Source organism: Caniella muris (genome assembly GCF_943193035.1).
GTDB classification, from domain to species: Bacteria; Actinomycetota; Coriobacteriia; order Coriobacteriales; family Atopobiaceae; genus Granulimonas; species Granulimonas faecalis.
Window position 1 is genome coordinate 312,189 of the sequence record NZ_CALPCK010000002.1, and the last position, 22,751, is coordinate 334,939.

Annotated in this window: 21 protein-coding genes and 5 tRNA genes; all 26 read left to right on the top strand. The window is 69.1% G+C overall.

The genetic code is table 11. The features are described 5' to 3' along the window. Positions 1 to 169 precede the first annotated feature (169 nt). The gene (locus NFR49_RS08385; protein ID WP_251159187.1) at positions 170 to 1,231 is read left to right on the top strand and encodes a TDT family transporter; all 1,062 of its coding nucleotides are present in this window, start codon (positions 170 to 172) and stop codon (positions 1,229 to 1,231) included. A gap of 432 nt (positions 1,232 to 1,663) precedes the next feature. Continuing rightward, complete coding sequence (gene tatA, locus NFR49_RS08390; RefSeq protein WP_251159188.1) at positions 1,664 to 1,888, top strand: twin-arginine translocase TatA/TatE family subunit; 225 nt, start codon at positions 1,664 to 1,666, stop codon at positions 1,886 to 1,888. Between the two features lie 55 nt (positions 1,889 to 1,943). Then, positions 1,944 to 2,423: a transcription elongation factor GreA gene (gene greA, locus NFR49_RS08395; RefSeq protein ID WP_135978875.1), complete on the top strand. Its 480-nt coding sequence runs from the start codon at positions 1,944 to 1,946 to the stop codon at positions 2,421 to 2,423. Between the two features lie 127 nt (positions 2,424 to 2,550). Further along, a complete protein-coding gene (gene lysS, locus NFR49_RS08400; RefSeq protein WP_251159189.1) occupies positions 2,551 to 4,056 on the top strand; it encodes a lysine--tRNA ligase in 1,506 nt (501 codons plus the stop codon). 15 nt (positions 4,057 to 4,071) lie between these two features. Continuing rightward, a complete protein-coding gene (locus NFR49_RS08405; RefSeq protein ID WP_251159190.1) occupies positions 4,072 to 6,654 on the top strand; it encodes an ATP-dependent Clp protease ATP-binding subunit in 2,583 nt (860 codons plus the stop codon). 172 nt (positions 6,655 to 6,826) lie between these two features. Then, entirely contained in the window at positions 6,827 to 7,897 is a 1,071-nt protein-coding gene (gene disA, locus NFR49_RS08410; protein ID WP_251159191.1) for a DNA integrity scanning diadenylate cyclase DisA, read from the top strand. Further along, positions 7,894 to 8,652, top strand: a complete 759-nt coding sequence (ispD, locus tag NFR49_RS08415; RefSeq protein WP_251159192.1) for a 2-C-methyl-D-erythritol 4-phosphate cytidylyltransferase — start codon at positions 7,894 to 7,896, stop codon at positions 8,650 to 8,652. The genes disA and ispD overlap by 4 nt, the downstream gene beginning before the upstream one ends. Position 8,653: 1 nt before the next feature. Continuing rightward, positions 8,654 to 9,133 carry a 2-C-methyl-D-erythritol 2,4-cyclodiphosphate synthase gene (ispF, locus tag NFR49_RS08420; protein WP_251159193.1) on the top strand — a complete coding sequence of 160 codons (480 nt, stop codon included), beginning with the start codon at positions 8,654 to 8,656 and terminating at the stop codon, positions 9,131 to 9,133. Positions 9,134 to 9,176: 43 nt separating this feature from the next. Next, the gene (gene cysE / locus NFR49_RS08425) at positions 9,177 to 9,905 is read left to right on the top strand and encodes a serine O-acetyltransferase (RefSeq protein ID WP_251159194.1); all 729 of its coding nucleotides are present in this window, start codon (positions 9,177 to 9,179) and stop codon (positions 9,903 to 9,905) included. A 2-nt stretch (positions 9,906 to 9,907) separates the two neighbouring features. After that, positions 9,908 to 11,392 (top strand): cysteine--tRNA ligase, encoded by a 1,485-nt coding sequence (gene cysS, locus NFR49_RS08430; RefSeq protein WP_251159195.1) that lies wholly within the window; start codon positions 9,908 to 9,910, stop codon positions 11,390 to 11,392. Positions 11,393 to 11,394: 2 nt separating this feature from the next. Beyond that, on the top strand, positions 11,395 to 12,414 hold the full coding sequence (rlmB, locus tag NFR49_RS08435) for a 23S rRNA (guanosine(2251)-2'-O)-methyltransferase RlmB (protein ID WP_251159196.1): 1,020 nt from the start codon (positions 11,395 to 11,397) through the stop codon (positions 12,412 to 12,414). After that, positions 12,407 to 12,970 (top strand): NYN domain-containing protein, encoded by a 564-nt coding sequence (locus NFR49_RS08440; protein WP_251159197.1) that lies wholly within the window; start codon positions 12,407 to 12,409, stop codon positions 12,968 to 12,970. The genes rlmB and NFR49_RS08440 overlap by 8 nt, the downstream gene beginning before the upstream one ends. A gap of 19 nt (positions 12,971 to 12,989) precedes the next feature. Further along, positions 12,990 to 13,065: transfer RNA gene (locus NFR49_RS08445), tRNA-Thr, on the top strand. Positions 13,066 to 13,309: 244 nt separating this feature from the next. Then, positions 13,310 to 13,393 (top strand) — tRNA-Tyr (locus tag NFR49_RS08450). Position 13,394: 1 nt separating this feature from the next. Next, positions 13,395 to 13,470 (top strand) — tRNA-Thr (locus NFR49_RS08455). A gap of 10 nt (positions 13,471 to 13,480) precedes the next feature. Beyond that, positions 13,481 to 13,557 (top strand) — tRNA-Met (locus tag NFR49_RS08460). Positions 13,558 to 13,657: 100 nt separating this feature from the next. After that, complete coding sequence (gene tuf / locus NFR49_RS08465) at positions 13,658 to 14,848, top strand: elongation factor Tu (RefSeq protein WP_135978866.1); 1,191 nt, start codon at positions 13,658 to 13,660, stop codon at positions 14,846 to 14,848. 209 nt (positions 14,849 to 15,057) lie between these two features. Beyond that, positions 15,058 to 15,207 carry a 50S ribosomal protein L33 gene (gene rpmG / locus NFR49_RS08470; protein ID WP_135978865.1) on the top strand — a complete coding sequence of 50 codons (150 nt, stop codon included), beginning with the start codon at positions 15,058 to 15,060 and terminating at the stop codon, positions 15,205 to 15,207. Between the two features lie 15 nt (positions 15,208 to 15,222). Then, positions 15,223 to 15,298: transfer RNA gene (locus tag NFR49_RS08475), tRNA-Trp, on the top strand. Between the two features lie 86 nt (positions 15,299 to 15,384). Next, positions 15,385 to 15,759 carry a preprotein translocase subunit SecE gene (gene secE, locus NFR49_RS08480; protein WP_251159198.1) on the top strand — a complete coding sequence of 125 codons (375 nt, stop codon included), beginning with the start codon at positions 15,385 to 15,387 and terminating at the stop codon, positions 15,757 to 15,759. 3 nt (positions 15,760 to 15,762) lie between these two features. Then, positions 15,763 to 16,305 (top strand): transcription termination/antitermination protein NusG, encoded by a 543-nt coding sequence (gene nusG, locus NFR49_RS08485; RefSeq protein WP_135978863.1) that lies wholly within the window; start codon positions 15,763 to 15,765, stop codon positions 16,303 to 16,305. A 96-nt stretch (positions 16,306 to 16,401) separates the two neighbouring features. Beyond that, positions 16,402 to 16,833 (top strand): 50S ribosomal protein L11, encoded by a 432-nt coding sequence (gene rplK, locus NFR49_RS08490; RefSeq protein ID WP_135978862.1) that lies wholly within the window; start codon positions 16,402 to 16,404, stop codon positions 16,831 to 16,833. 106 nt (positions 16,834 to 16,939) lie between these two features. Next, positions 16,940 to 17,644 carry a 50S ribosomal protein L1 gene (rplA, locus tag NFR49_RS08495; protein ID WP_204406486.1) on the top strand — a complete coding sequence of 235 codons (705 nt, stop codon included), beginning with the start codon at positions 16,940 to 16,942 and terminating at the stop codon, positions 17,642 to 17,644. A gap of 327 nt (positions 17,645 to 17,971) precedes the next feature. Next, positions 17,972 to 18,502, top strand: coding sequence for a 50S ribosomal protein L10 (gene rplJ, locus NFR49_RS08500; RefSeq protein WP_135978860.1), 531 nt, complete (start codon positions 17,972 to 17,974; stop codon positions 18,500 to 18,502). A gap of 70 nt (positions 18,503 to 18,572) precedes the next feature. Then, the gene (rplL, locus tag NFR49_RS08505) at positions 18,573 to 18,953 is read left to right on the top strand and encodes a 50S ribosomal protein L7/L12 (RefSeq protein WP_135978859.1); all 381 of its coding nucleotides are present in this window, start codon (positions 18,573 to 18,575) and stop codon (positions 18,951 to 18,953) included. A 294-nt stretch (positions 18,954 to 19,247) separates the two neighbouring features. Next, positions 19,248 to 22,748: a DNA-directed RNA polymerase subunit beta gene (gene rpoB, locus NFR49_RS08510; protein WP_275557153.1), complete on the top strand. Its 3,501-nt coding sequence runs from the start codon at positions 19,248 to 19,250 to the stop codon at positions 22,746 to 22,748. The last annotated feature ends 3 nt before the right edge of the window (positions 22,749 to 22,751 follow it).

Consider the following 22,751-nt stretch of genomic DNA (forward strand, 5'->3'; position numbering starts at 1 on the left):
GTATGGGGCCGCCGGTTTCCGGGCACCCCATATGATGGGGCCGCCGGTGGCCCTGGGTCATCGGTCCTCCACGGACATCCGACGACACGCTGCCGCCGCCTTCGCCCGCGCGGGGGTTCCATATCCATGGTGCGCCGGCCCACGCCGGCCCGTCAGTCAAGGAGTGCCAATGTTCAAGGAGGCCATCGAGCGCGTGCCGTTCCCCGTGTGCGGCGTCGCCCTCGGCACCGTCGCCCTCGGGAACCTGCTCGACAACTTCGTCCCGGGCATCCGCTACGTCCTGGCCGCTCTCTCGGCCCTCATGCTCTGCGCCCTCGTGGCAAAGTGCGTGCTCGTCCCCGGGTTCTTCCGCGAGAACATGGAGAACCCCATCTCCGCCTCGGTGTCGGGCACCTTCCCCATGACCGTCATGCAGCTCTCGGCCCTCATGGCGCCGTTCTGGGGGCCGGTGGCCTTCGTCTTCTGGGGCGCCGCCGTGGCCCTCCACATGGCGCTCATCGTCTTCTTCACCGTGCACTACGTGTTCCACCTGAGGATCGAGCAGGTCTTCGCCAGCTGGTTCATCGCCTACGTGGGCCTCGTGGTGGCCTCGGTGACGGCGCCCGCCTTCGGTCTGGAGGCCTTCGGCGCGGGCGTCTTCTGGTTCGGCTTCGTCGCCCTCGTCGTGCTGTTCGTGCTGGTCACCGTGCGCTACCTCGCCCACCGCGAGATGGCCGAGGCCACCCTGCCGCTCATCTGCATCTACGCCGCCCCGTTCAACCTGTGCGTCGTGGGGTGCCTCAACTCCGTCGAGCCCGCCCCCCTCGCCTTCGTGACCGTGCTCTGGTCCATCGGCGCCGCCCTCTACGTGGTCTCCGCCGTCAACTGCGTGCTGTGCCTGCGCCGTGACTTCTATCCCAGCTACGCGGCCTTCACCTTCCCCTTCGTCATCTCGGCCATGGCGAGCCTCATGCTGTCCCGCGCCGCGGCCGCCCAGGGGGCGCCCCTCGCCGTCGTGGAGCTGGCGGTGCCGGTGCAGGTGGCGGTCGCCGCCGTGCTCGTGGCCTTCGTGGTCGTGCGCTACGTCGTCTTCGTGGCCACGCCCACCGTGGTCCACGCCGAGGAGGAGGAGGCCTGGGACGAGGTCTCGCTCACCGATGTGCCCGAGGGCGAGGACCTCGTGGGCTATCCCCGCGAGGTGGCCGCCGAGGCCGAGCGCCTGCTGGCCGAGAAGGAGGCCGCCAAGGCCTGACGCCCCCGTCCCACCACCCGGACACTTCTGTCCCAATGGTCGGGCACTTCTGTCCCAGCCACGCCGCTCCCCGTGTGGCCGCCGTGGCCCCGCCGGTCCGGTGACCGGTTGGCATACCCTTCCCCGCTGGCCGCCCGGGCCCGCCCCGTCGCCGCGGGTGCGGCCCGGGCGGCCGTGCGCGCCCGTACCCTGTACGCGTGGCGGCCGGGGACGCCCCTCCACCGGTGACCGCGCGCACGGCCGCGGCGCCCGCTGACAGATCCCCCAGCTCCCGGCGCCGGTGCGCAACTCCTGTGCAGATTTATTTCAGGGGACACCGCCCGGTTTGTGCTCCACGGGGTCGCCATATATACTCGTCCGGGTGCACGCTCGGACCAGAGACAGACCAGAACCCAGGGCGCATACGGCGCCTTCAACCCATTGGAGGTCTCCATGCTCGGTGGACTCGGCATTCCCGAACTCCTCATCATCCTCGTCGTCGTGCTCGTGATCTTCGGGCCCAAGAACCTCCCCAAGCTCGGTGCCTCCCTCGGCAAGACCGTCAAGAACATCCGCGAGGGCATGGAGAGCACCGACGACCCCAAGGCCCAGAAGAAGATCGAGGCCGAGGACGTCGAGGTCGTCGACAACGGCGACTCCGACAAGGACGCCCAGTAAACGGGTATCATTGCCTGTCGCATCTGTTTTTCGTTCTTGAGAAAGGCGTCGACCCGTGCAGAGCACCCAGATTCAGCTGACCCCCGACGGCCGCCAGAAACTCGCCGACGAGCTCGCCTGGCGCGAGGGGGAGCACGCAAAGGAGATCACCGAGTCCATCAAGACGGCCAAGGACTTCGGCGACCTCTCCGAGAACGCGGAGTACGACGCCGCCAAGGAGGAGCAGGCCCGCAACGAGGCCCGCTGCAACGAGATCCGCCAGATCCTCGCCAACGCGGTCATCGTCGACAAGGCCGGGGTGGCCGACGCCGTCTCCATCGGCTCCACCGTCGTCCTCCAGGACGGCGACACCGGCAAGGAGATGACCTTCTCCATCGTGGGCACCACAGAGACCAACTCCCTGGAGCACAAGATCTCGACCGAGTCCCCCGTGGGGGCCGCGCTCCTGGGCCACAGGAAGGGCGACGAGGTCACCGTGACCTCGCCGAACGGCTCGACCAGGACCTACACCGTCCTCTCCATCGAGCGTTCGTAAAGCCCGCCGGGGAAGCGAGACTTCTCAGACCCTGCCTGTGGTTTCCCACAGGCAGGGTTTTGCGTTATACGTGGACCGGGGCCGGCCGACGCCGGCCCGAGGCCAGGACCTAAGAAGGAGAGACGGAATGTCCCAGCACGACGACCAGACCACCCCGGAGACCACCGACGAGCGCACGCTGCGCCGTGCCAAGCGCCAGGCCATGATCGACGCCGGCGGCAACCCCTACCCGTCCTCCTTCGAGCCCGACGCCCACGCCGCCCAGATCGAGGAGGACTACGCCTCCCTCGAGCCCGGCCAGGACACCGAGGACGTCGTCTGCGTGGCGGGCCGCGTGCGCGCCATCCGCAACCAGGGCAAGGTCTGCTTCGTGATGCTCCAGGACCATACGGGCCAGATCCAGCTCTTCTTCCGCGTGAACAACCTCGAGCCCGCGGCCTGGGACCTCCTGGGCACGGTGGACCTCGGCGACATCGTGGGCGTCACCGGCACGGTGCTCCGCACCCGCCGCGGCCAGATCTCGGTCGCCCCGACGTCGCTCACCATGCTCGCCAAGGCCCTGCGCCCGCTGCCCGAGAAGTTCCACGGCCTCTCCGACAAGGAGACCCGCTACCGCCAGCGCTACGCCGACATGATCGTGAACCCCGAGGTGCTCGAGACCTTCAAGAAGCGCTCCCGCATGATCGCCGCCATCAGACGCTACATGGACGGCCAGGGCTACTTCGAGGTCGAGACGCCCATCCTCCAGTACACCCTCGGCGGCGCCAACGCCCGCCCGTTCGTCACGCACCACAACGCCCTCGACATGGACTTCTACCTGCGCATCGCCACCGAGCTGCACCTGAAGCGCCTCATCGTGGGCGGCATGGAGCGCGTCTACGAGATCGGCCGCCAGTTCCGTAACGAGGGCATGGACCAGACCCACAACCCCGAGTTCACCACCATGGAGGCCTACCGCGCCTACACCGACATCGAGGGCATGAAGGAGCTCGCCGAGGGCGCCTTCAAGGCCGCGGCCGACGAGGTCTGCGGCACCCACAGCATCGTCTACCAGGGCACGCCCGTGGAGCTTGGCGGCACCTGGCGGAGCGCCACCATGGCCGAGCTCGTGAGCGAGACCGTGGGCGAGGAGCTCTCCGTCGACACCCCGGTGGAGCGCCTCCGCGAGGTCAACGCCGAGCGCGGCCTCGAGTGGGAGGAGTCCTGGGGCGCCGGCAAGCTCCTGTTCAACCTCTACGACGAGCTGGTGGAGTCCACCATCGTCGACCCCACCTTCGTCTGCGACTACCCCGTCGAGGTGTCGCCGCTCGCCAAGCGCAAGCCCTCCGACGAGCGCCTGACCGACCGCTTCGAGCTCGTGATCTGCGGCCACGAGTATGCCAACGCGTTCACTGAGCTCAACGACCCGGTCGACCAGGAGGGCCGCTTCGCCGACCAGGTGGCCGCCAAGGCCGCCGGCGACGACGAGGCCATGGAGTACGACCACGACTACGTCCGTGCCCTCGAGTACGGCATGCCGCCCACCGGCGGCATCGGCATCGGCATCGACCGCATGGCGATGCTCCTCACCGACCAACCCTCCATCCGCGACGTGCTGCCCTTCCCGCACATGCGCCCGGAGGTCACTGCATAGGGGGTGCAAACCACCATGTTCGACAAGTTCACCGAGAAGGCCCGCAAGGTCATGAGCCTCGCCCAGGACGAGGCCCGCGAGCTCGGGCAGATGTACGTGGGCACCGAGCACCTGCTGCTCGGACTCATCAAACAGGGCGACGGCATCGCCGCCCAGGCCATGGCCGAGCTCGACGTCACCTACGAGGAGGCCCTGGCCATCGTCCGCGAGATCACGCGCCGCGAGGCCGAGCCGGTCCCCGGCGGCCACATCCCCTTCACGCCCCGCGCCAAGCGGGTGCTGGAGGGGGCCTACCGCGAGACCATCACCCGCGGCCAGTCCTACATCTCCACCGAGCACCTGCTGCTCGGCATCGTCCGCGAGGGCAACGGCGTGGCCATGGAGGCGCTCACCCGCATGGGCATCTCCGGCGACGCCGTGCGCAACGCCGTGGACCGGCTGACCGCCGGCTCGTCCGACGGCCGCATGCGTCCGGCCATGGCCGACGTCCGCTCCGGCGCCGACGTCGCCGGCGGCCAGGGCCCCGGCGAGGGCTCCATGCTCGAGGAGTACGGCCGCAACCTCACCAAGCTGGCCGCCGACGGCCGGCTCGACCCGGTCATCGGCCGCGACTCCGAGGTGGAGCGCGTCATGCAGGTGCTGGCGCGCCGCCAGAAGAACAACCCGCTGATCCTCGGCGACCCCGGCGTGGGCAAGACCGCCATCGCCGAGGGGCTCGCCCAGCTCGTGGCCGACGGCAACGTTCCCGAGGTCCTGCGCGGCAAGCAGATCTGGACGCTCGACGTGGCCGCCCTCGTCGCCGGCTCCAAGTACCGCGGCGAGTTCGAGGAGCGCCTCAAGCGCGTGGTCAACGAGGTCATGGAGTCCGAGAGCGACATCCTGTTCATCGACGAGATCCACACCCTCATCGGCGCCGGCTCCGCCGAGGGCTCCATCGACGCCGCCTCGATCCTCAAGCCGCCGCTGTCCCGCGGCGAGATTCAGGTCATCGGCGCCACCACCGCCGAGGAGTACCGCAAGCACATCGAGAAGGACTCCGCCTTCGAGCGCCGCTTCCAGCCCGTCTACATCAACGAGCCCTCCGTGGCCGACACCGTGACCATCCTCAAGGGCCTCAAGGACCGCTACGAGGAGCACCACCACGTCCGCTACACCGACGAGGCCCTCGTGGACGCCGTCGTGCTGTCCAACCGCTACATCCAGGACCGCTTCCTGCCCGACAAGGCCATCGATGTCATCGACGAGGCCGGCGCGCGCACCCGCGTGCACAAGATCGTGGTGCCCGACGCCATCGTCGAGTGCGACGCGGAGCTCGCCTCCGTGGCCGAGGAGAAGTCCCGCGCCGCCAAGGCCCAGGAGTTCGAGGAGGCCGCCCGCCTGCGCGACCGCGAGAAGGAGCTCACCGGCCGCCGCGAGGAGCTCGAGGCCCAGTGGCACGCCGAGCTAGACGCCGTCACGGTGGAGGTCTCCTCGGCCGACATCGCCGACGTCGTGAGCTTCATCACCGGCGTCCCGGTGTCCAACCTCACCGAGGCCGAGGCCTCCAAGCTCCTGCGTGCCGAGTCCGTGCTCCATGAGCGCGTCATCGGCCAGGACGAGGCCGTGAGCTCGGTGTCCCGCGCCATCCGCCGCAGCCGCTCGCCCCTCAAGGACCCGCGCCGCCCCGGCGGCTCCTTCATCTTCCTGGGCCCCTCGGGCGTGGGCAAGACGGAGCTGGCCAAGTCGCTCGCCGAGTTCCTCTTCGGCAGCGAGGACGCCCTCATCACGTACGACATGAGCGAGTTCATGGAGAAGTTCGCCGTCTCCAAGCTCGTGGGCGCCCCTCCGGGATACGTGGGCTACGACGAGGGCGGCGAGCTCACCAAGGCCGTCCGGCGCCGCCCGTACTCGGTGGTGCTGTTCGACGAGATCGAGAAGGCGCACCCCGACGTCTTCAACCTCCTCCTCCAGATCCTGGACGAGGGCCGGCTCACCGACGGCCAGGGCCGCAAGGTGGACTTCTCCAACACCGTCATCATCATGACGAGCAACATCGGCGCCCGCGAGATCGCCACCACCGCGCCCATGGGCTTCGGCGCCTCGGGCAAGGGGCTCTCGGACCGCGAGATCAAGCAGCGCGTCACCGGCGAGCTCAAGCGGCAGTTCCGCCCCGAGTTCCTCAACCGCGTGGACGAGGTCGTGGTCTTCAAGTCGCTGGAGAAGGACCAGCTCCGCTCCATCGTCGACCTCATGGTGCGGGAGCTCCGCGACCGCCTCGTGGACGAGGGCATGTCCATCGAGCTCACGGACGCAGCCCGCGACCTCGTGGCCAAGGAGGGCACCGACCAGGTCTACGGCGCCCGCCCGCTGCGCCGCGCCATCCAGACCCTCATCGAGGACCCGCTCGCCGAGGAGCTCCTCGAGGGGAGGTGGGAGAAGGGGGAGGTCGTCTCCGTGGACGTCCGCGACGGCGCCCTCGTCTTCGACCACGTGGCCGGCGAGATTCCCGAGAAGACCGTCCGCGAGACCATGTCGCGCCTGCCGGCCCCCGGCGGCGCACCGGGCCGGAGCGCCCTCGCCAAGGGCTCCGGGGCCGGTTCCCAGGAGGCCTCGGCCTGACGGGCCCTTCCAGGCGAACCCGGCCGTGCGCCCGGTCCCGCACCCCGCGGGGCCGGGCGCCGCTCTGTGGGACCTCTGTCGCAGCCCCGCCGCGCCCCACGGCGCCCGCCCGCTTTGTTAGGGTTAAGGGGTGTGCCGCGCGTCGCGGCGCGCTTCGGACAGAAGGGTCTTCATGGGGGATTTCTGCGACCGGTCGCTGTCCCTGGACGAGCGCATGGAGTGCGCCATGCGCCAGACAGCGCCGGGCACGGCCTTGCGCCGCGCCCTTGACATGATCATCGCCGGCCGGCTCGGCGCCCTCATCTGCGTGGGCGACGTCGACGCCGTCCTGGCCGCCGGCGACGACGGCTTCCCGCTCAACATCTCGTTCACGGCCAACCGCCTGTTCGAGCTCTCCAAGATGGACGGGGCCATCGTCATCGACAAGGACCTCACCCAGATCAAGCGGGCGAACTTCCACCTCAACCCCGACCCGTCGCTGCCCACCTCCGAGACCGGCATGCGCCACCGCACGGCCGCGCGCATGAGCATCCTCACCAACGCCATGGTCATCTCGGTCTCCGAGCGCCGCCAGGTGGTCAACGTCTACCTCGACGGCCGCTCCTTCCAGATCAAGACCGTCCAGGAGATCATGGACATGGTCAACCAGCTGCTGGTGACCCTCCAGTCCACGCGCCAGGCGCTGGACCGCAACCTGCTCCGCCTCACCACGCTCGAGCTCGACAACTACGTCACGCTGGCCGACATCTCCAAGATCTTCTCGTACTTCGAGGTGCTCATGACGGCCGCCGACGAGCTCGACGACCTCATCGACCAGCTCGGCAGCGAGGGCCGCACCATCGCCATGCAGCGTGAGCAGCTCGTGGGCGACATGGACGACGAGTACACCCTCATGATCCGCGACTACGCCCGCGACTCCTCCGAGGAGACCGCCCGGGAGGTGCGCCGCCAGTTCCACGAGCTCGACGCCGCGCAGCTCCACTCGTTCAAGCGTGTGGGCGCCATGCTCGGCTACGAGGGCCTCGGCGAGGACTCCATCATGGCGCCCCTGGGCCTGCGCACCCTGTCACGCATCTCCGTGGTGCGCGAGGGCATGGCCGACAAGATCGTGGACGAGTACGGCAGCCTCCAGGAGCTCATGGACGACATCGAGGACAACCCGAGCCGCCTCGACGACATCGGCGTCAAGAACCCCGGCATCCTAGCCGACAGCCTCTACCGCATGTGGGGCAGGAAGGAATGAGCCGCTGCCGTTGCCAGACCGAGGCGCGGCCCGCCGCCGTCGCCGTGCCCGACCCGGGCGCCGACCTCGCCGTGGTGGTGGTCGCCGCCGGATCGGGGGAGCGGTTCGGCCACCCGGGCGGCAAGGCCCTCGTCGAGGTCGCCGGCCGCCCGCTCGTGGCGTGGTCGCTCCTCGCCGCCGACGCAGCCCCCTCCGTGGCCGCGCTCGTGCTCGTCTGCCGCCCCGCCGACCTCGCCGCCATGGAGGCCCTCGTGGCCGGCCTGCCCCTGGCCCTCCCCGTCACGGTGGTCCCTGGCGGCGACGACCGCCAGGCGAGCTGCGCCGCGGGCCTCGCCGCCGTCTCGTCCGAGGTCCCCCTCGTGGCCTTCCACGACGGCGCCCGGCCGCTCGTGCGCCCCCACACCTTCGAGGCCGTGGCCGCCCGCCTGCGGGCCGACGCCTCGCTGGGCGGCGCCGTGGCCGGCTGCCCCTGCACCGACACCGTCAAGGTGGTCCGGGACGGCACCGTGTCCGCCACGCCCGACCGCGGCAGCCTCTGGGTCGTGCAGACGCCCCAGGCGTTCCCCATCGAGGTCATCCGCGCCGCCCACCGGCGCGCCCGCTCCGTGGGCACCGACGACGCCTCCCTCGTGGAGGCCATGGGGCTCCCCGTGGCCGTGGTGGACGCCCAGCGCAACAACCTCAAGCTCACCTACCCGGAGGACCTGGCCGTCGTCGAGGCCGCCCTCCTGGCCGCCGAGCGGGAAGGGGAGTGACATGGCCCTCTCCATCGGCCACGGCTACGACGTGCACGCCTTCTGCGAGGGGCGCCCCCTCGTGCTGGGCGGCGTCACCGTGCCCTGCGCCCGCGGCCTCGCGGGCCACTCCGACGCCGACGTCGTGACCCACGCCCTCATGGACGCCGTCTGCGGCGCCTGCCGCCTGGGCGACATCGGCCGCCTCTTCCCCGACGACGACCCCGCCTACGCCGGCGCGGACTCCCTCGTCCTGCTGTCCCGGGTCATGGGGCTCGCGCGGGAGGCTGGGTACGAACTCCTCGACTGCGACTGTACCGTCGCCGCCCAGGCCCCCCGCCTCGCCCCGCACCGCGATGCCATGCGCTCCGCCATGGCCCGCGCCATGGGATGCGACGTCTCCCGCGTGGGACTCAAGGCCACCACGACCGAGCGCCTCGGCTTCGTGGGCCGCGAGGAGGGCATCGAGGCCTGGGCGGTCTGCCTCATGGGGCGCCCCTAGGCACCCCGCCGACCTCCCGAACCGCCCCGTCGATGGGACACCCATGTTCGATTCCATACGCGAGGACGTCCGCGCCTTCCGGGAGCACGACCCGGCGGCCACGTCCACCATCTCCATCCTCGTCAACTCGCCCGGCATGCGCGCCGTGTGGGCCTACCGGCGCCAGCACTGGCTCTGGACCCACGGCCACCGCTTCCTGGCCCGCACCCTCTCCACGTGGAGCCGCCACCGGTTCGGGGTCGAGATACACCCCGGCGCCACCATCGGCCGCCGCTTCCTCATCGACCACGGTAGCGGCATCGTGGTGGGGGAGACCACGATCATCGGCGACGACTGCATGATCTACCAGGGCGTCACCCTGGGGGGCACCGGCAAGCAGAGCGGCAAGCGCCACCCCACCCTGGGCGACAACGTCACCGTGGGCGTGGGGGCCGCCGTGCTCGGCGACATCACACTGGGCGACGGCTCCAAGGTGGGCGGCGGCGCCGTGGTGGTGAAGGACGTCCCGGCCGGCTGCACCGTGGTGGGCGTCCCCGGGCACGTGACCACGCGCTGCGGCGTGCGGGTGCGCACCCAGCCGGCCCACACGGACCGCCGGCGCCAGTACCTGCCCGACCCCATGGAGCAGACCGTCGAGATCCTGACGGCGCGCATCTCCCAGCTCGAGGAGCAGGTGGCCGCCCTCACCGCCCAGGCGGTCCCCTCCCAAGATGTACGATTCCAACCTGACGGCGGCGAGGCCGCCCAGGCACCCAGCGGCACCGAGGAGTGACCATGCTCGTCTACAACACCCAGACCCACCGCAAGGAGGAGCTCGTCCCCGTGGAGCCCGGGCACATCTCCATGTACGTGTGCGGACCCACGGTCTACGACCAGATCCACATCGGCAACGGCAGGACGTTCCTCGCGTTCGACGTCATCCGCCGCTACCTCGTCTACAAGGGCTACCAGGTGCGCTTCGCGCAGAACCTGACCGACGTCGACGACAAGATCATCCAGCGCGCGAACGAGGAGGGCGTCACCGCCGCCGAGCTCGCCCGCACCTACTCCGACGCCTTCATCGAGCAGATGGGGCGCCTCAACGTGCTGGCCCCCGACATCCGGCCCCGCGCCACCCAGGAGATCGACGCCATGGTCTCCATGATCTCGGGCCTCATCGACCAGGGCAACGCCTACGCCGTGCCCTCGGGCGACGTGTACTTCTCCGTGCGCAGCTGCGAGACCTACGGCCGCGTCTCGGGCCGCAACGTCGACGAGCTGCTCGTGGGCGCCCGCATCGAGGAGAACTCCGACAAGCGCGACCCCCTCGACTTCGCCCTCTGGAAGGCGGCCAAGCCCGGCGAGCCCAGCTGGGAGTCGCCGTGGGGCGAGGGGCGCCCCGGCTGGCACACCGAGTGCGCCGCCATGGTCCACCGCTACCTCGGCACGCCCATCGACATCCACGGCGGCGGCTCCGACCTCGTGTTCCCGCACCACGAGAACGAGAGCGCCCAGGCCTGCTGCCGCTGGCACGAGCCGCTGGCCAACCTGTGGATGCACACGGGCATGCTCCGCGTCGACGGCGAGAAGATGAGCAAGTCGCTCGGCAACTTCCACACGCTCAAGGAGGTCCTCGACCGCTACCCGGCCGACGCCGTGCGCCTCCTCATGCTCCAGACCCACTACCGCTCGCCGCTCGACTTCTCGTTCGAGCGCCTCGACGGCTGCGTGGGCGCGCTGGAGCGCCTGCGCACCACGGCGAGGAACCTGCGCTGGGCGGCCGAGAACTCCGACGGCTCCAGCTGCGGCGGCGACGGCGCCCAGGCCCTGTCCGACGCCATCGACGCCGCCCGCGACGGCTTCACCTCGGCCATGGACGACGACTTCAACACGTCCTCGGCCCTCGCCGCCGTCTTCTCCCTCGCCAACCAGGCCAACGCCTACCTCGACGCCGCCGGGGCGGAGGCGTGCACCTCCACGCTGCTGCGCGCCTCCGACACCCTCGTGGAGCTCCTCGAGGTGCTCGGCCTCGAGAGCGTCCGGCCCCAGGCCGACCCGCTGCCCGCCGGGCTCGTGGACGTGGCCCGCGACCTCGTGGGCTTCGACGGCGACGACGTCGACGGCGCCGTGGCGGCCCTCGTGGACGCCCGCGCCGAGGCCCGCGCCGCGAAGGACTGGGCCCGCGCCGACGCCATCCGCGACGCCGTCTCGGACCTCGGCCTCGTGGTGGAGGACACCCAGGCCGGCACCCGCATCACCCGTCAGGAAGGGGGGCGCTGACCATGGCGTCCAGGAACCAGGGCCCCAGGGGCCAGCACGGCAACGGGCAGCAGGGGAGGCGCGGCCGGGGCCGCGGCCAGGCCCCCCGCGCCTGGAGCAGCGAGGACGGCCGCCAGTGGAGGGGCCGCGACGGCCGCAAGGCGGGCCTCGCCGGCAAGGCGGGCCCCCAGGCGCCCAAGGCGCCCAAGGGGGACCGCCGCGGGGGCGCCCGGGGCAAGGGGCGCCCCCAGGCCGCCCGCCGGCAGCCGCGCGCCGAGGAGCGCGTGCTCGTGGAGGGCCGCCGCGCCGTCGACGAGGCCCTCGCCGCCGGCGTGCCCGTGAGGCGCGCCCACATCGCCCTCAACAAGGGCAGCCAGGACCCCAAGCTCGCCCGCCTCGCCGCCGCCTTCGAGGCCGACGGCGTGGAGGTGGACATCTGCTCCAAGGCCCGCCTCGACGCCATGTCGAGCCACGGCGCCCACCAGGGCGTGGTCGTGGAGCTCGAGGACTTCCCCTACGCCGACCTCGAGGACGTCGTCGCGGCCGCCGGCGACGGCGACGCGCTCGTCCTCGTGCTCGACCACGTGACCGACGAGGGCAACTTCGGCGCCATCGTGCGCTCCGCCGAGGTGGCGGGCGCCGCCGGCGTCGTGATCCCCAAGGCCCGCGCCGCCTCCGTGGGCGTGGGGGCCTACAAGACGTCGGCCGGGGCCGTGCTCCACGTGCCGATCGCGCGCGTCTCCAACCTCGCCACGGCGGTGGACCGCCTCAAGGAGGCCGGGTTCTGGGCCGGCGCGGCCACCGAGCATGCCGAGCAGGACGTCTGGGACGCGCCGCTCGGCGGCCGCTTCTGCCTGGTCATGGGCAACGAGCAGACCGGCGTGAGCCGCCTGCTCCTCGACCGCTGCGACTTCTCCTGCCGCCTGCCCCAGCGCGGCCGCGTGGAGTCGCTCAACGTGGCCCAGGCCGCCACGGTCATGGCCTACGAGTGGATGCGGCGCCTCCGGGAGGCCGGCCGCGAGGGGGGCGCCGACCGTGGCTAAGGGGGCCCCTCGGGCCCTCCTCGTGGTGGACGGCTACAACGTGCTCTTCGCCGACCCCCGCTACCAGGACCTCTTCGACGAACCCGACGGCTCCGTGCCCGAGCGTCTCGGCACCGACCCGTTCGGCCGCGCCCGCGAGGCGCTCCTGGCCGACGTCGCCGCCTACGCCCAGCACGAGTACGAGGCCGTCATCGTCTACGACGGCGCCAACAACCGCGGGGAGCACCGCCCCGAGACGAGGCGCGGCGGCGTGCGGGAGGTCTTCTCCCGCAGGGGCGTCTCGGCGGACACCGTCATCGAGGGGCTGGTGACCGAGGCGCGCGACTCCGGCCGCCGGGTCACGGTGGTCACCTCCGACGGCACGATCCAGGCCACGGTGGAGGGGCCGGGCGTCACCCGCGTGTCGAGCCGCATGCTCGTGCACGAGGTGGCGGCCATGAACCGGTCCATCGAGCGGGAGCGCGAGGAGCGCACGTGGTCCCGCATGAGCCTGGAGGACCGCCTGGACCCCGAGACGGCGGCCAAGCTCAACGCGCTGCTCGGGCGCCGGGTCTAAGCGCTATCATCGTCCCTGCGCTGATGTAGCTCCAACGGCAGAGCACCCGACTTGTAATCGGACGGTTGTCGGTTCGAATCCGACCATCAGCTCCACTCGGCGACGAAGGCGGCCCGCGGGCCGCCTTTTTTCTCGGGCCGATTTGGCGGCGCGGGCGGCGCCCTCGGTGGGAAGTCCCCCGTGATGGCGCACTTTTAGCGGTATCTAGCTGGGGTTGTGCAGAAACGATGGTATGGATACACCCGGGTCCGGGGTATACGTTGACACGGATTTGCCCCGGGCGTAGTATCACTAGCGCGTTGTGGGTCCAGCACCCGGCAACGCGGCTTGAAAACGGATGGGGATGTGGCACAGCGGCAACTGCGGCGGACTGTAAATCCGCTCCCTATGGGTTCCTTGGTTCGAGTCCAAGCATCCCCACCATGCCCGTGTAGCTCAGTCGGTAGAGCACTTCGTTGGTAACGAAGAGGTCACCGGTTCAAATCCGGTCGCGGGCTCCATTTCAAGCATGGCGGTGTAGCTCAGTTGGTCAGAGCACGCGGTTCATACCCGCGGCGTCACTGGTTCGAATCCAGTCACCGCTACCAGGTTATCTTGCGGTCCCTCCGGGGGCCGCTAGACATATTTAGCACGTAGGCATCAATGGCTGCGAAGCGGGAAGTCCTGTTTCCAGAAGGAGGATGGCACATGGCCAAGGAGAAGTTCGAGCGTACTAAGCCGCATGTCAATATCGGCACCATCGGCCACGTCGACCACGGCAAGACCACGCTGACCGCCGCGATCACCAAGGTTCTCTCCGAGACCCCTGGCTGCCGCGCCAACTTCACCGCGTTCGAGGACATCGACAAGGCTCCCGAGGAGCGCGAGCGTGGCATCACCATCTCCGTCGCCCACGTGGAGTACGAGACCGAGAACCGTCACTACGCCCACGTCGACTGCCCCGGCCACGCCGACTACATCAAGAACATGATCTCGGGTGCCGCCCAGATGGATGGCGCCATCCTGGTCATCGCCGCCACCGACGGCCCCATGGCCCAGACCCGCGAGCACATCCTGCTCGCCCGTCAGGTCGGCGTGCCCTACATCGTCGTGTTCCTGAACAAGTGCGACATGGTGGACGATGAGGAGCTCATCGACCTCGTCGAGATGGAGACCCGCGACCTCCTGTCCGAGTACGACTTCCCGGGCGACGACCTCCCCATCATCCGCGGCTCCGCCCTCGGCGCCCTCGAGGGCGACGAGAAGTGGGTCGAGCAGATCCGCGCCCTCATGACCGAGGTGGACAACTACATCCCCACCCCCGCCCGTGACAACGAGAAGCCGTTCCTGATGGCCGTCGAGGATGTCATGACCATCTCCGGCCGCGGCACCGTCGCCACCGGCCGTGTCGAGCGCGGCCAGCTCCGCCTCAACGACCCGGTCGAGATCGTGGGCATCAAGCCCACCTCCAACTCCGTGGCCACCGGCATCGAGATGTTCCGCAAGTCCATGGACTTCTGCGAGGCCGGCGACAACGTGGGCATCCTGCTCCGCGGCGTCAAGCGCGAGGAGATCGAGCGCGGCCAGGTCCTCTGCAAGCCCGGCTCGGTGACCCCGCACAAGAAGTTCACCGCCGAGGTCTACGTCCTGACCAAGGAGGAGGGCGGCCGTCACACCCCGTTCTTCAACGGCTACCGTCCGCAGTTCTACTTCCGCACCACCGACGTCACCGGCAACATCTCCCTCCCCGAGGGTGTCGAGATGGCCATGCCTGGCGACCACGTCACCATCACCGGTGAGCTCATCTACCCGATCGCCATGGAGGAGGGCCTCCGCTTCGCAATCCGCGAGGGCGGCCACACCGTGGGCGACGGCCGTGTTGCCACCATCATCGAGTAACTCGCTTCCTCGATCGTGAAAGCCCGGCACCCCGTGTGCCGGGCTTTTTTGTTGCCGACCGTTCCCACCTCGGCCGTGCCCATCCCGTGAACGTACGATTTGGTGGGCCATCTCTGTTGACGGCTCACCGGCGGGGTGGTAGCGTAATCACTCGCGCATGGCTGTGACGTAAGAGCGGCCATGTCCGGTACTTGGGAAGGAATCCATTCATGCGTACTCTCGTCACCCTTGCGTGCACCGATTGCAAGCGTCGCAATTACACCACCTACAAGAACAAGAGCACCCATCCTGAGCGTATGGAGCTCAAAAAGTACTGCCGGTGGTGCCGTCACCACACGCTGCACAAAGAGACGCGCTAGAATAGAGTCTCACACAGCCCAGTAGCTCCAATGGTAGAGCGGCGGTCTCCAAAACCGTTTGTTGTGGGTTCGAGTCCTACCTGGGCTGCCAGCCAATTCACCGGCCCTCCCTATAGGGACGGGCCGGTTTTTAATGTCTAGTCGAGAAGTCCGAGCTTTGTGGAGGACATGAGCCCCATGGCCAAGAAGGACCGCAACAAACGAGCCGCCCGCAAGGCACGTCAGGCCGAGCGTCAGCGCAACGAGGCCCAGGCCCAGATCATGGCCGAGAAGGCCCCCGAGAAGGCCCCGGCCAAGTCCGAGGGCACCAAGGCCCCCGCCAAGGCCGCCAAGGCCGCCAAGTCCGGCAAGCCCGGTCTCGTCAAGCGTGCCACCTCCTACTTCGGAGAGGTCCGCTCCGAGATGCGGCGCGTCGTCTGGCCCTCCCGCGAGGATCTCAAGAACTACACCGTCGCCGTCGTAGCCATCCTCGTGGTCTTCGGTGTGGCCATCTGGCTCATCGACTCCGGTGTCGTGGCCGCGCTCATCGGTTACTCCGGACTGAGGGGATAGGCCATGGCCAAGCGTTGGTATGTGATCCACACCTACTCGGGCTACGAGAACAAGGTCAAGACCGACCTCGAGCGCCGCATCGAGTCCTACGGGCTCCAGCGCCAGGTCGTCGACATCCAGATCCCCACCGAGGAGGTCACGGAGCTCAAGGAGGACGGCAAGCGCCAGACCAAGGAGAACAAGGTCTTCCCCGGCTACGTTCTCGTGCGCATGGAGGTGGACGACAACACGTGGTCCGTCGTCCGCAACACCCCCGGCGTCACCGGCTTCGTGGGCATCGACGGCAAGCCGAGCCCGCTCTCCCGCGACGAGTTCAAGAAGATGATGGGCAACGCCACCCCCAAGGGCGACACCGCCCCGCGCCGCACCGTCACCGACTTCGAGCCCGGCCAGGCCATTCGTGTCACCTCCGGCCCCCTCGAGGACTTCGACGGGACCATCTCCGAGGTCAACCCCGAGTCCGGCAAGATCAAGGTCACGCTGCTCATCTTCGGCCGCGAGACCCCCGTCGAGCTCTCCGTGGACCAGGTGGTCCTCATCCACTAACCGGCTACACGGCACCGCCCTCGTTTTGGTGAGAAACGCTTCTGTGGGCGGCGCGCGTCATAGCGATCGTCACAGCGCAAAGAAAGGCTTATCACCATGGCCCCCAAGAAGAAGGTCGTCAACTTCATCAAGCTGCAGATCCCTGCCGGCGCCGCCAACCCCGCGCCCCCGGTCGGCCCCGCCCTCGGTGCCGCCCAGGTCAACATCATGCAGTTCTGCCAGGCGTTCAACGCCGCCACGAAGGACCAGGCCGGCGACATCATCCCGGTCGAGATCTCGGTCTACGAGGACCGCTCCTTCGACTTCGTCTGCAAGACCCCGCCCGCGGCCAAGCTGATCCTCAAGGAGCTCGGCATCAAGAGCGGCTCCGCCGTGCCCCAGCGCGACAAGGTCGGCCAGCTCACCGACGAGCAGCTCACCAAGATCGCCGAGATCAAGATGCCGGACCTCAACGCCAACGACATCGAGCACGCCAAGCGCATCGTCGCCGGCACCGCACGCTCCATGGGCGTCACCATCGCCGAATAGCACCGGCACAACCGTAGTCCCGGGGAGACAGGCTCCCCTCACGGCCCCGCGAGGGGCCCGATGTGGGAGGGCGCGACGCGCCCGTTGACCACAGGAAGGCACCACCATGCCCAAGCACGGCAAGAAGTACCGCGACGCAGAGGCCAAGGTCGAGAACCGCCTCTACACCCCCAAGGCCGCCATGGAGACGGTGAAGGACATCCACTTCGCCAACTTCGACGAGACCGTCGAGGCCTCCGTGCGCCTGGGCGTCGACACCCGCAAGGCCGACCAGAACGTCCGCGGCTCCATCTCCCTGCCTCACGGCACCGGCAAGTCCGTGCGCGTGGCCGTCTTCGCCGAGGGCGAGAAGGCCCGCGAGGCCGAGGAGGCCGGCGCCGACGTCGTGGGCGGCGACGAGCTCGTGGCCGCCATCCAGGCCGGCAACATCGACTTCGACGCCGCCATCGCCACCCCGCCGATGATGGCCAAGGTCGGCCGCATCGGCAAGATCCTCGGCCCCCGCGGCCTCATGCCCAACCCCAAGCTGGGCACCGTGACCATGGACGTCGCCAAGATGGTCCAGGAGCTCAAGGCCGGCCGCGTGGAGTACCGCGCCGACCGCTACGGCATCGTGCACGTGCCCATGGGCCGCGTGTCCTTCTCCGTGGAGGACCTCGTGGAGAACTACAGCGCGCTCATCAACGAGCTGCTCCGCGTGAAGCCGTCCTCCGCCAAGGGCAAGTACGTCAAGTCCGTGGCGTTCTCCTCCTCCATGGGCCCGGGCGTCAAGGTCGACCCCACCATGGTGCGCAACCTGCTCGACGACTAGCGCACCCGCACAGACGATCGCAGGAAGGGACGCGCCGCTCCGGCGCGTCCCTTTTTCGTGGAGCGGGGGAGGCAGGCGTCGACGGCCCTTGACTCCCCCGCGCAAGGGGCCATACTGGTTCCTGCACGTATCACAGCATGTCCGCTGCCAGAGACAGCCGGTGTCGCCCAGGCGACCCAAGGGGACGCGAGTCCCGCCTGCCGAGGTGGTCTTCGAAACCGATGGTTCGAGGTCCCGTCTGGCTGGCGCCACACGGGACCTCTTCTTTTGCGAGGCTTCCCCTCAGCCGCACGGCATGCCCGGGAAATCCCTCAAGGAGGTGTAACCATGCCATCCAAGAAGAACGAAGCCATGCTCAAGGAGGTCAACGAGTCCCTCGACTCCTCCAAGGGCCTGTTCGTCATCGACTACCGCGGTCTTTCGGTCAAGGAGAGCCAGGAGCTTCGTCGCAAGCTCCGCGACGCCGACGCCGAGATGAAGGTGTACAAGAACAACATCGTCAAGATCGCCCTCGCCGAGCACGACATGCCCAACATCGACGACATCCTCGTGGGCACCACCGCCTGCGTGTTCTACGCCGTCGACCCCGTGGAGGCCGCCAAGGCCATCAAGGACACTTCCAAGGAGCTCAACAAGGTCGAGTTCCTCGGCGGTATCTCCGACGGTCAGGCCATCGACGCCGCCCAGGCGCTCGCCATCGCCGACCTCCCCAGCCGCGAGGAGCTGCTCGCCCGTCTGGCCGCGGCCGTGTCCGCGCCCCTCACCGGGTTCGTGCGCGTCCTCAACGGGCCCGTCCAGGGTCTCGCCACCGCGCTCACCCAGATCGCCGAGCAGAAGGAGGGCCAGGCCGCTGCCTAGGCGCTCCCGCACCACCGTCGTTTTTAAGTCCGGGGCCAGCGCGCCCCGCCTATGAAGAAGGAGAACAGCCATGGCTGTCACCAAGGATGAGATCATCGAGGCCATCAAGGCCATGCCCGCCCTCGAGCTCTCCGAGCTCGTCAAGGAGCTCGAGGACACCTTCGGCGTGTCCGCCGCCGCCCCCGTCATGATGGGCGCCATGCCCGCCGCCGGTGGCGCCGCCGAGCCCGCCGAGGAGAAGACCGAGTTCGACGTCGTGCTCGAGGGCTTCGGCGACAACAAGATCGCCGTCATCAAGGAGGTCCGCGGCCTCACCAAGCTCGGCCTCAAGGAGGCCAAGGAGCTCGTCGAGGGTGCCCCCAAGCCCATCCTCGAGGGTGTCAAGAAGGACGAGGCCGAGGCCGCCAAGGAGCAGCTCGAGAAGGCCGGCGCCGCCGTCTCCATCAAGTAACTCCGGTTCCCACCGAACCTTCGAGGGGCCCCGCTCATGGGAGCGGGGCCCCTTTTCTTGTGCGACGGGGCCCTGCGGCCGACGAGCGGTCGAAGGGCCCCGGCCCATCACAGACCCTCCACATCCGCCGCGGTGAGGGGAGGGGCATCCCTGCAGGACGTCGGGGTAAAACGGGATAGTTTATCCAAGCCCCCGACAATGTCAATACTTTTCATTGACGGGCCCGTCGTTCTTGGCTAGATTACTACCTTGCGACAATTGCCGCTGTATGCCGTTATAAGGAGGAAATGCCCGGTGCGTACCGCAAACTCTTCCGTCACCTCCACCGACGTCACGGGCCGCGTGAGCTTCAGCAAGATCGCCCCTGCGATGGAGCTGCCCAACCTCATCACCATTCAAAAGGAGTCGTTCGAGCGGTTCATGGGGGAGGGCCTTGCGAACGCCTTCGCCGAGAGCTCTCCCATCGAGAACAACGCCGGCACCATGGAGATCACCTTCGGTGACCACGAGTTCGGCGACCCTGCCCACACCGTGGCCGAGTGCCGGGCCAAGGACGTCACCTACCAGGCCCCGCTCCTGGTCGAGGTCCGCTTCACCAACAAGGAGACGGGCGAGATCAAGGAGCAGCTCGTGTTCATGGGCGACTTCCCGCTCATGACCGACCGCGGCACCTTCATCATCAACGGCACCGAGCGCATCGTCGTCTCGCAGCTCGTGCGCTCCCCGGGCGTCTACTTCTCCAAGGAGCTCGACAGCAACGTCGAGGTCTTCAAGGTGCAGTTCATCCCGGCCCGCGGCGCGTGGCTCGAGTTCGAGGTCGACAAGCGCGGCAAGCTCGTGGTGTCCATCGACCGCAAGCGCCGTCAGAACGCCACGGTCATGCTCCGCGCCCTCGGCATCGCCGAGTCCGACGACGAGATCGTCGAGCTCCTGGGCGACTCCGACATCGTGCGCGACACCCTGGCCTCCGACACCGCCCGCACCCGCGACGAGGCCCTCATCGAGATCTACAAGCGCCAGCGCCCCGGCGAGCCCCCCACCGTGGACGCCGCCCGCTCGCTGGTGGACGGCCTCTACCTCAACCCGCAGCGCTACGACCTCGCCCGCGTGGGCCGCTACAAGATCGACAAGAAGCTCGGCATCGACGTGCCGGCCGACGAGACCATCCTCACGGCCGAGGACATCGTGGCGGCCCTCCGCTACCTCCTCGCCCTCCACGACGGCGACACCACCAAGAAGGTCGACGACATCGACCACTTCGGCAACCGGCGCGTCCGCACCGTGGGCGAGCTCGTGCAGAACCAGTTCCGCATCGGCATGAGCCGCATGGAGCGCGTGGTCCGCGAGCGCATGGCCTCCCAGGACCCCGACGACATCACGCCGCAGTCGCTCATCAACATCAGGCCCATCGTGGCGGCCATCAAGGAGTTCTTCGGCTCCTCGCAGCTGTCGCAGTTCATGGACCAGGCCAACCCGCTGTCCGGCCTCACCCACAAGAGGCGCCTGTCGGCCCTCGGCCCCGGCGGCCTCGCCGGCCACAAGTCGGGCTCCAGCCGCCGCACCAACGTGCCCACCGCCGTGCGCGACGTCCACAACTCCCACTACGCGCGCATGTGCCCCATCGAGACCCCCGAGGGCCCCAACATCGGCCTCATCGGCACCCTCGCCCTCTACGCCCACGTCAACGACTACGGCTTCATCGAGACCCCGTACCGCCGCGTCGTGGACGGCTGCGCCACCGATGTCATCGACTGGATGACCGCCGACGAGGAGGAGGACCACATCATCGCGCCGGCCGACACCGCGATCGACCCGGAGACCGGCCGCATCCTCACCGTCGACCCGCTCACCGGCGAGCTCGTGGAGGCCGACCGCGTCGTGGCCCGTACCCGCGACTACGACGGGTCCTTCGGCGCCCCCGCCGAGACCCCCGTGTCCGAGATCGACTACATGGACGTCTCGCCGCGCCAGATGCTCTCCGTCGCCGCCACGCTGATCCCGTTCCTCGAGCACGACGACGCCAAGCGAACCCTCATGGGTGCCAACATGCAGCGCCAGGCCGTGCCCCTGATCCGTCCCACGGCCCCGCTCGTGGGCACCGGCATGGAGTACCGCGCCGCGCTGGACTCCGGCGAGCTCATCTGCTCCGACCGCGACGGCACCGTCGTCGAGGTCGACGCCGCCCACGTGGTCGTTGACGCCGGCGCCGACGGCCTCATGCGCTACGACCTGCCCAAGTACCAGCGCTCCAACCAGTCCACCTGCATCAACCACCGCCCCATCGTCGAGGTGGGCCAGAAGGTCGTGGCCGGCCAGCCGCTGGCCGACTCCACCTCCGTGGAGAACTCCGAGCTCGCCCTCGGCGCCAACCTCACCGTGGCCTACATGCCGTGGGAGGGCTTCAACTACGAGGACGGCATCGTCGTCTCCGAGCGCGTGGTGCAGGAGGACCTGCTGACCTCCATCAACATCTCCCGCCACGAGATCGACGCCCGCGACACCAAGCTCGGCTCCGAGGAGATCACCCGCGAGATCCCCAACCTGTCCGCCGACATGCTCGCCAACCTGGACGCCGACGGCATCATCCGCATCGGCGCCGAGGTGGGCCCCGGCGACATCCTCGTGGGCAAGGTGACCCCCAAGGGCCAGACCACGCCCACGGTGGAGGAGCGCCTGCTCCACGCCATCTTCGGCGCCAAGGCCCACGACGTGCGCGACACCTCCCTCAAGATGCCCCACGGCTCCTACGGCCGCGTGGTGGACGTCGTGCGCTTCAGCCGTGAGGCCGGCGACGACCTCCCGCCCGGAGTCAACGAGATGGTCCGCGTCTTCGTGGCCCAGCGCCGCAAGATCCAGCAGGGCGACAAGATCGCCGGCCGCCACGGCAACAAGGGCGTCGTCTGCAAGGTGCTCCCCGTCGAGGACATGCCCTACATGGCCGACGGCACCCCCGTCGACGTCCTGCTCGACCCCCTCGGCGTGCCGTCCCGTATGAACGTGGGCCAGCTGCTCGAGTGCCACATCGGCTGGTGCGCCGCCAAGGGCTGGGACACCGAGTCCGCCGACTCCGACCGCTACGTGCCCGGCCCCATGCCGGTCTCCACGCCGGTCTTCGACGGCGCCACGGGCGACGAGGTGGCCGAGTGCATCCGCCGCACCAACGTCAACCTGCTCAACCGCGCCCGCGAGGACTACGGCGACGCCATGATGGAGTCGTTCGTGCCGCAGCTCAACTCGTTCGGCAAGACCACGCTGTACGACGGCCGCACCGGCGAGCCCTTCCGCGACAAGATCACGGTGGGCACGAGCTACATCCTCAAGCTCGGCCACATGGTCGACGACAAGATCCACGCCCGCTCCACCGGCCCCTACAGCCTCATCACCCAGCAGCCGCTGGGCGGCAAGGCCCAGTTCGGCGGCCAGCGCTTCGGCGAGATGGAGGTGTGGGCCCTCTACGCCTACGGCGCGGCCAACGTCCTCCAGGAGATCCTCACCATCAAGTCCGACGACACCAACGGCCGCGTCAAGGCCTACGAGTCCATCGTCAAGGGCGAGAACGTGCCCGAGGCCTCCATCCCCGAGGCCTTCAAGGTCCTCGTCAAGGAGATCCGCTCCCTCGCCCTCGACATCGAGCCCATCTCCGACAAGCGTCCCGAGGCGCCCGCTGCCGCCCCGGCCCAGGTCACCGTCGACGCCGTTGAGGCCTTCGCCGACGCCGACGCCGACGACCTGATCGGTGCCGCCCAGGTCGTCACCGACGACCTCGTCGCCGACCTCGATTCTGATAAGGAGTAGCCC

Bases quoted from the DNA above. Each gene is read 5' to 3' on its own strand.
- NFR49_RS08385 (WP_251159187.1), top strand. From the start codon at position 170: ATGTTCAAGGAGGCCATCGAGCGCGTGCCGTTCCCCGTGTGCGGCGTC.
- tatA (WP_251159188.1), top strand. From the start codon at position 1,664: ATGCTCGGTGGACTCGGCATTCCCGAACTCCTCATCATCCTCGTCGTC.
- lysS (WP_251159189.1), top strand. From the start codon at position 2,551: ATGTCCCAGCACGACGACCAGACCACCCCGGAGACCACCGACGAGCGC.
- NFR49_RS08405 (WP_251159190.1), top strand. From the start codon at position 4,072: ATGTTCGACAAGTTCACCGAGAAGGCCCGCAAGGTCATGAGCCTCGCC.
- disA (WP_251159191.1), top strand. From the start codon at position 6,827: ATGGGGGATTTCTGCGACCGGTCGCTGTCCCTGGACGAGCGCATGGAG.
- ispD (WP_251159192.1), top strand. From the start codon at position 7,894: ATGAGCCGCTGCCGTTGCCAGACCGAGGCGCGGCCCGCCGCCGTCGCC.
- ispF (WP_251159193.1), top strand. From the start codon at position 8,654: ATGGCCCTCTCCATCGGCCACGGCTACGACGTGCACGCCTTCTGCGAG.
- cysE (WP_251159194.1), top strand. From the start codon at position 9,177: ATGTTCGATTCCATACGCGAGGACGTCCGCGCCTTCCGGGAGCACGAC.
- cysS (WP_251159195.1), top strand. From the start codon at position 9,908: ATGCTCGTCTACAACACCCAGACCCACCGCAAGGAGGAGCTCGTCCCC.
- rlmB (WP_251159196.1), top strand. From the start codon at position 11,395: ATGGCGTCCAGGAACCAGGGCCCCAGGGGCCAGCACGGCAACGGGCAG.
- tuf (WP_135978866.1), top strand. From the start codon at position 13,658: ATGGCCAAGGAGAAGTTCGAGCGTACTAAGCCGCATGTCAATATCGGC.
- rpmG (WP_135978865.1), top strand. From the start codon at position 15,058: ATGCGTACTCTCGTCACCCTTGCGTGCACCGATTGCAAGCGTCGCAAT.
- secE (WP_251159198.1), top strand. From the start codon at position 15,385: ATGGCCAAGAAGGACCGCAACAAACGAGCCGCCCGCAAGGCACGTCAG.
- nusG (WP_135978863.1), top strand. From the start codon at position 15,763: ATGGCCAAGCGTTGGTATGTGATCCACACCTACTCGGGCTACGAGAAC.
- rplK (WP_135978862.1), top strand. From the start codon at position 16,402: ATGGCCCCCAAGAAGAAGGTCGTCAACTTCATCAAGCTGCAGATCCCT.
- rplA (WP_204406486.1), top strand. From the start codon at position 16,940: ATGCCCAAGCACGGCAAGAAGTACCGCGACGCAGAGGCCAAGGTCGAG.
- rplJ (WP_135978860.1), top strand. From the start codon at position 17,972: ATGCCATCCAAGAAGAACGAAGCCATGCTCAAGGAGGTCAACGAGTCC.
- rplL (WP_135978859.1), top strand. From the start codon at position 18,573: ATGGCTGTCACCAAGGATGAGATCATCGAGGCCATCAAGGCCATGCCC.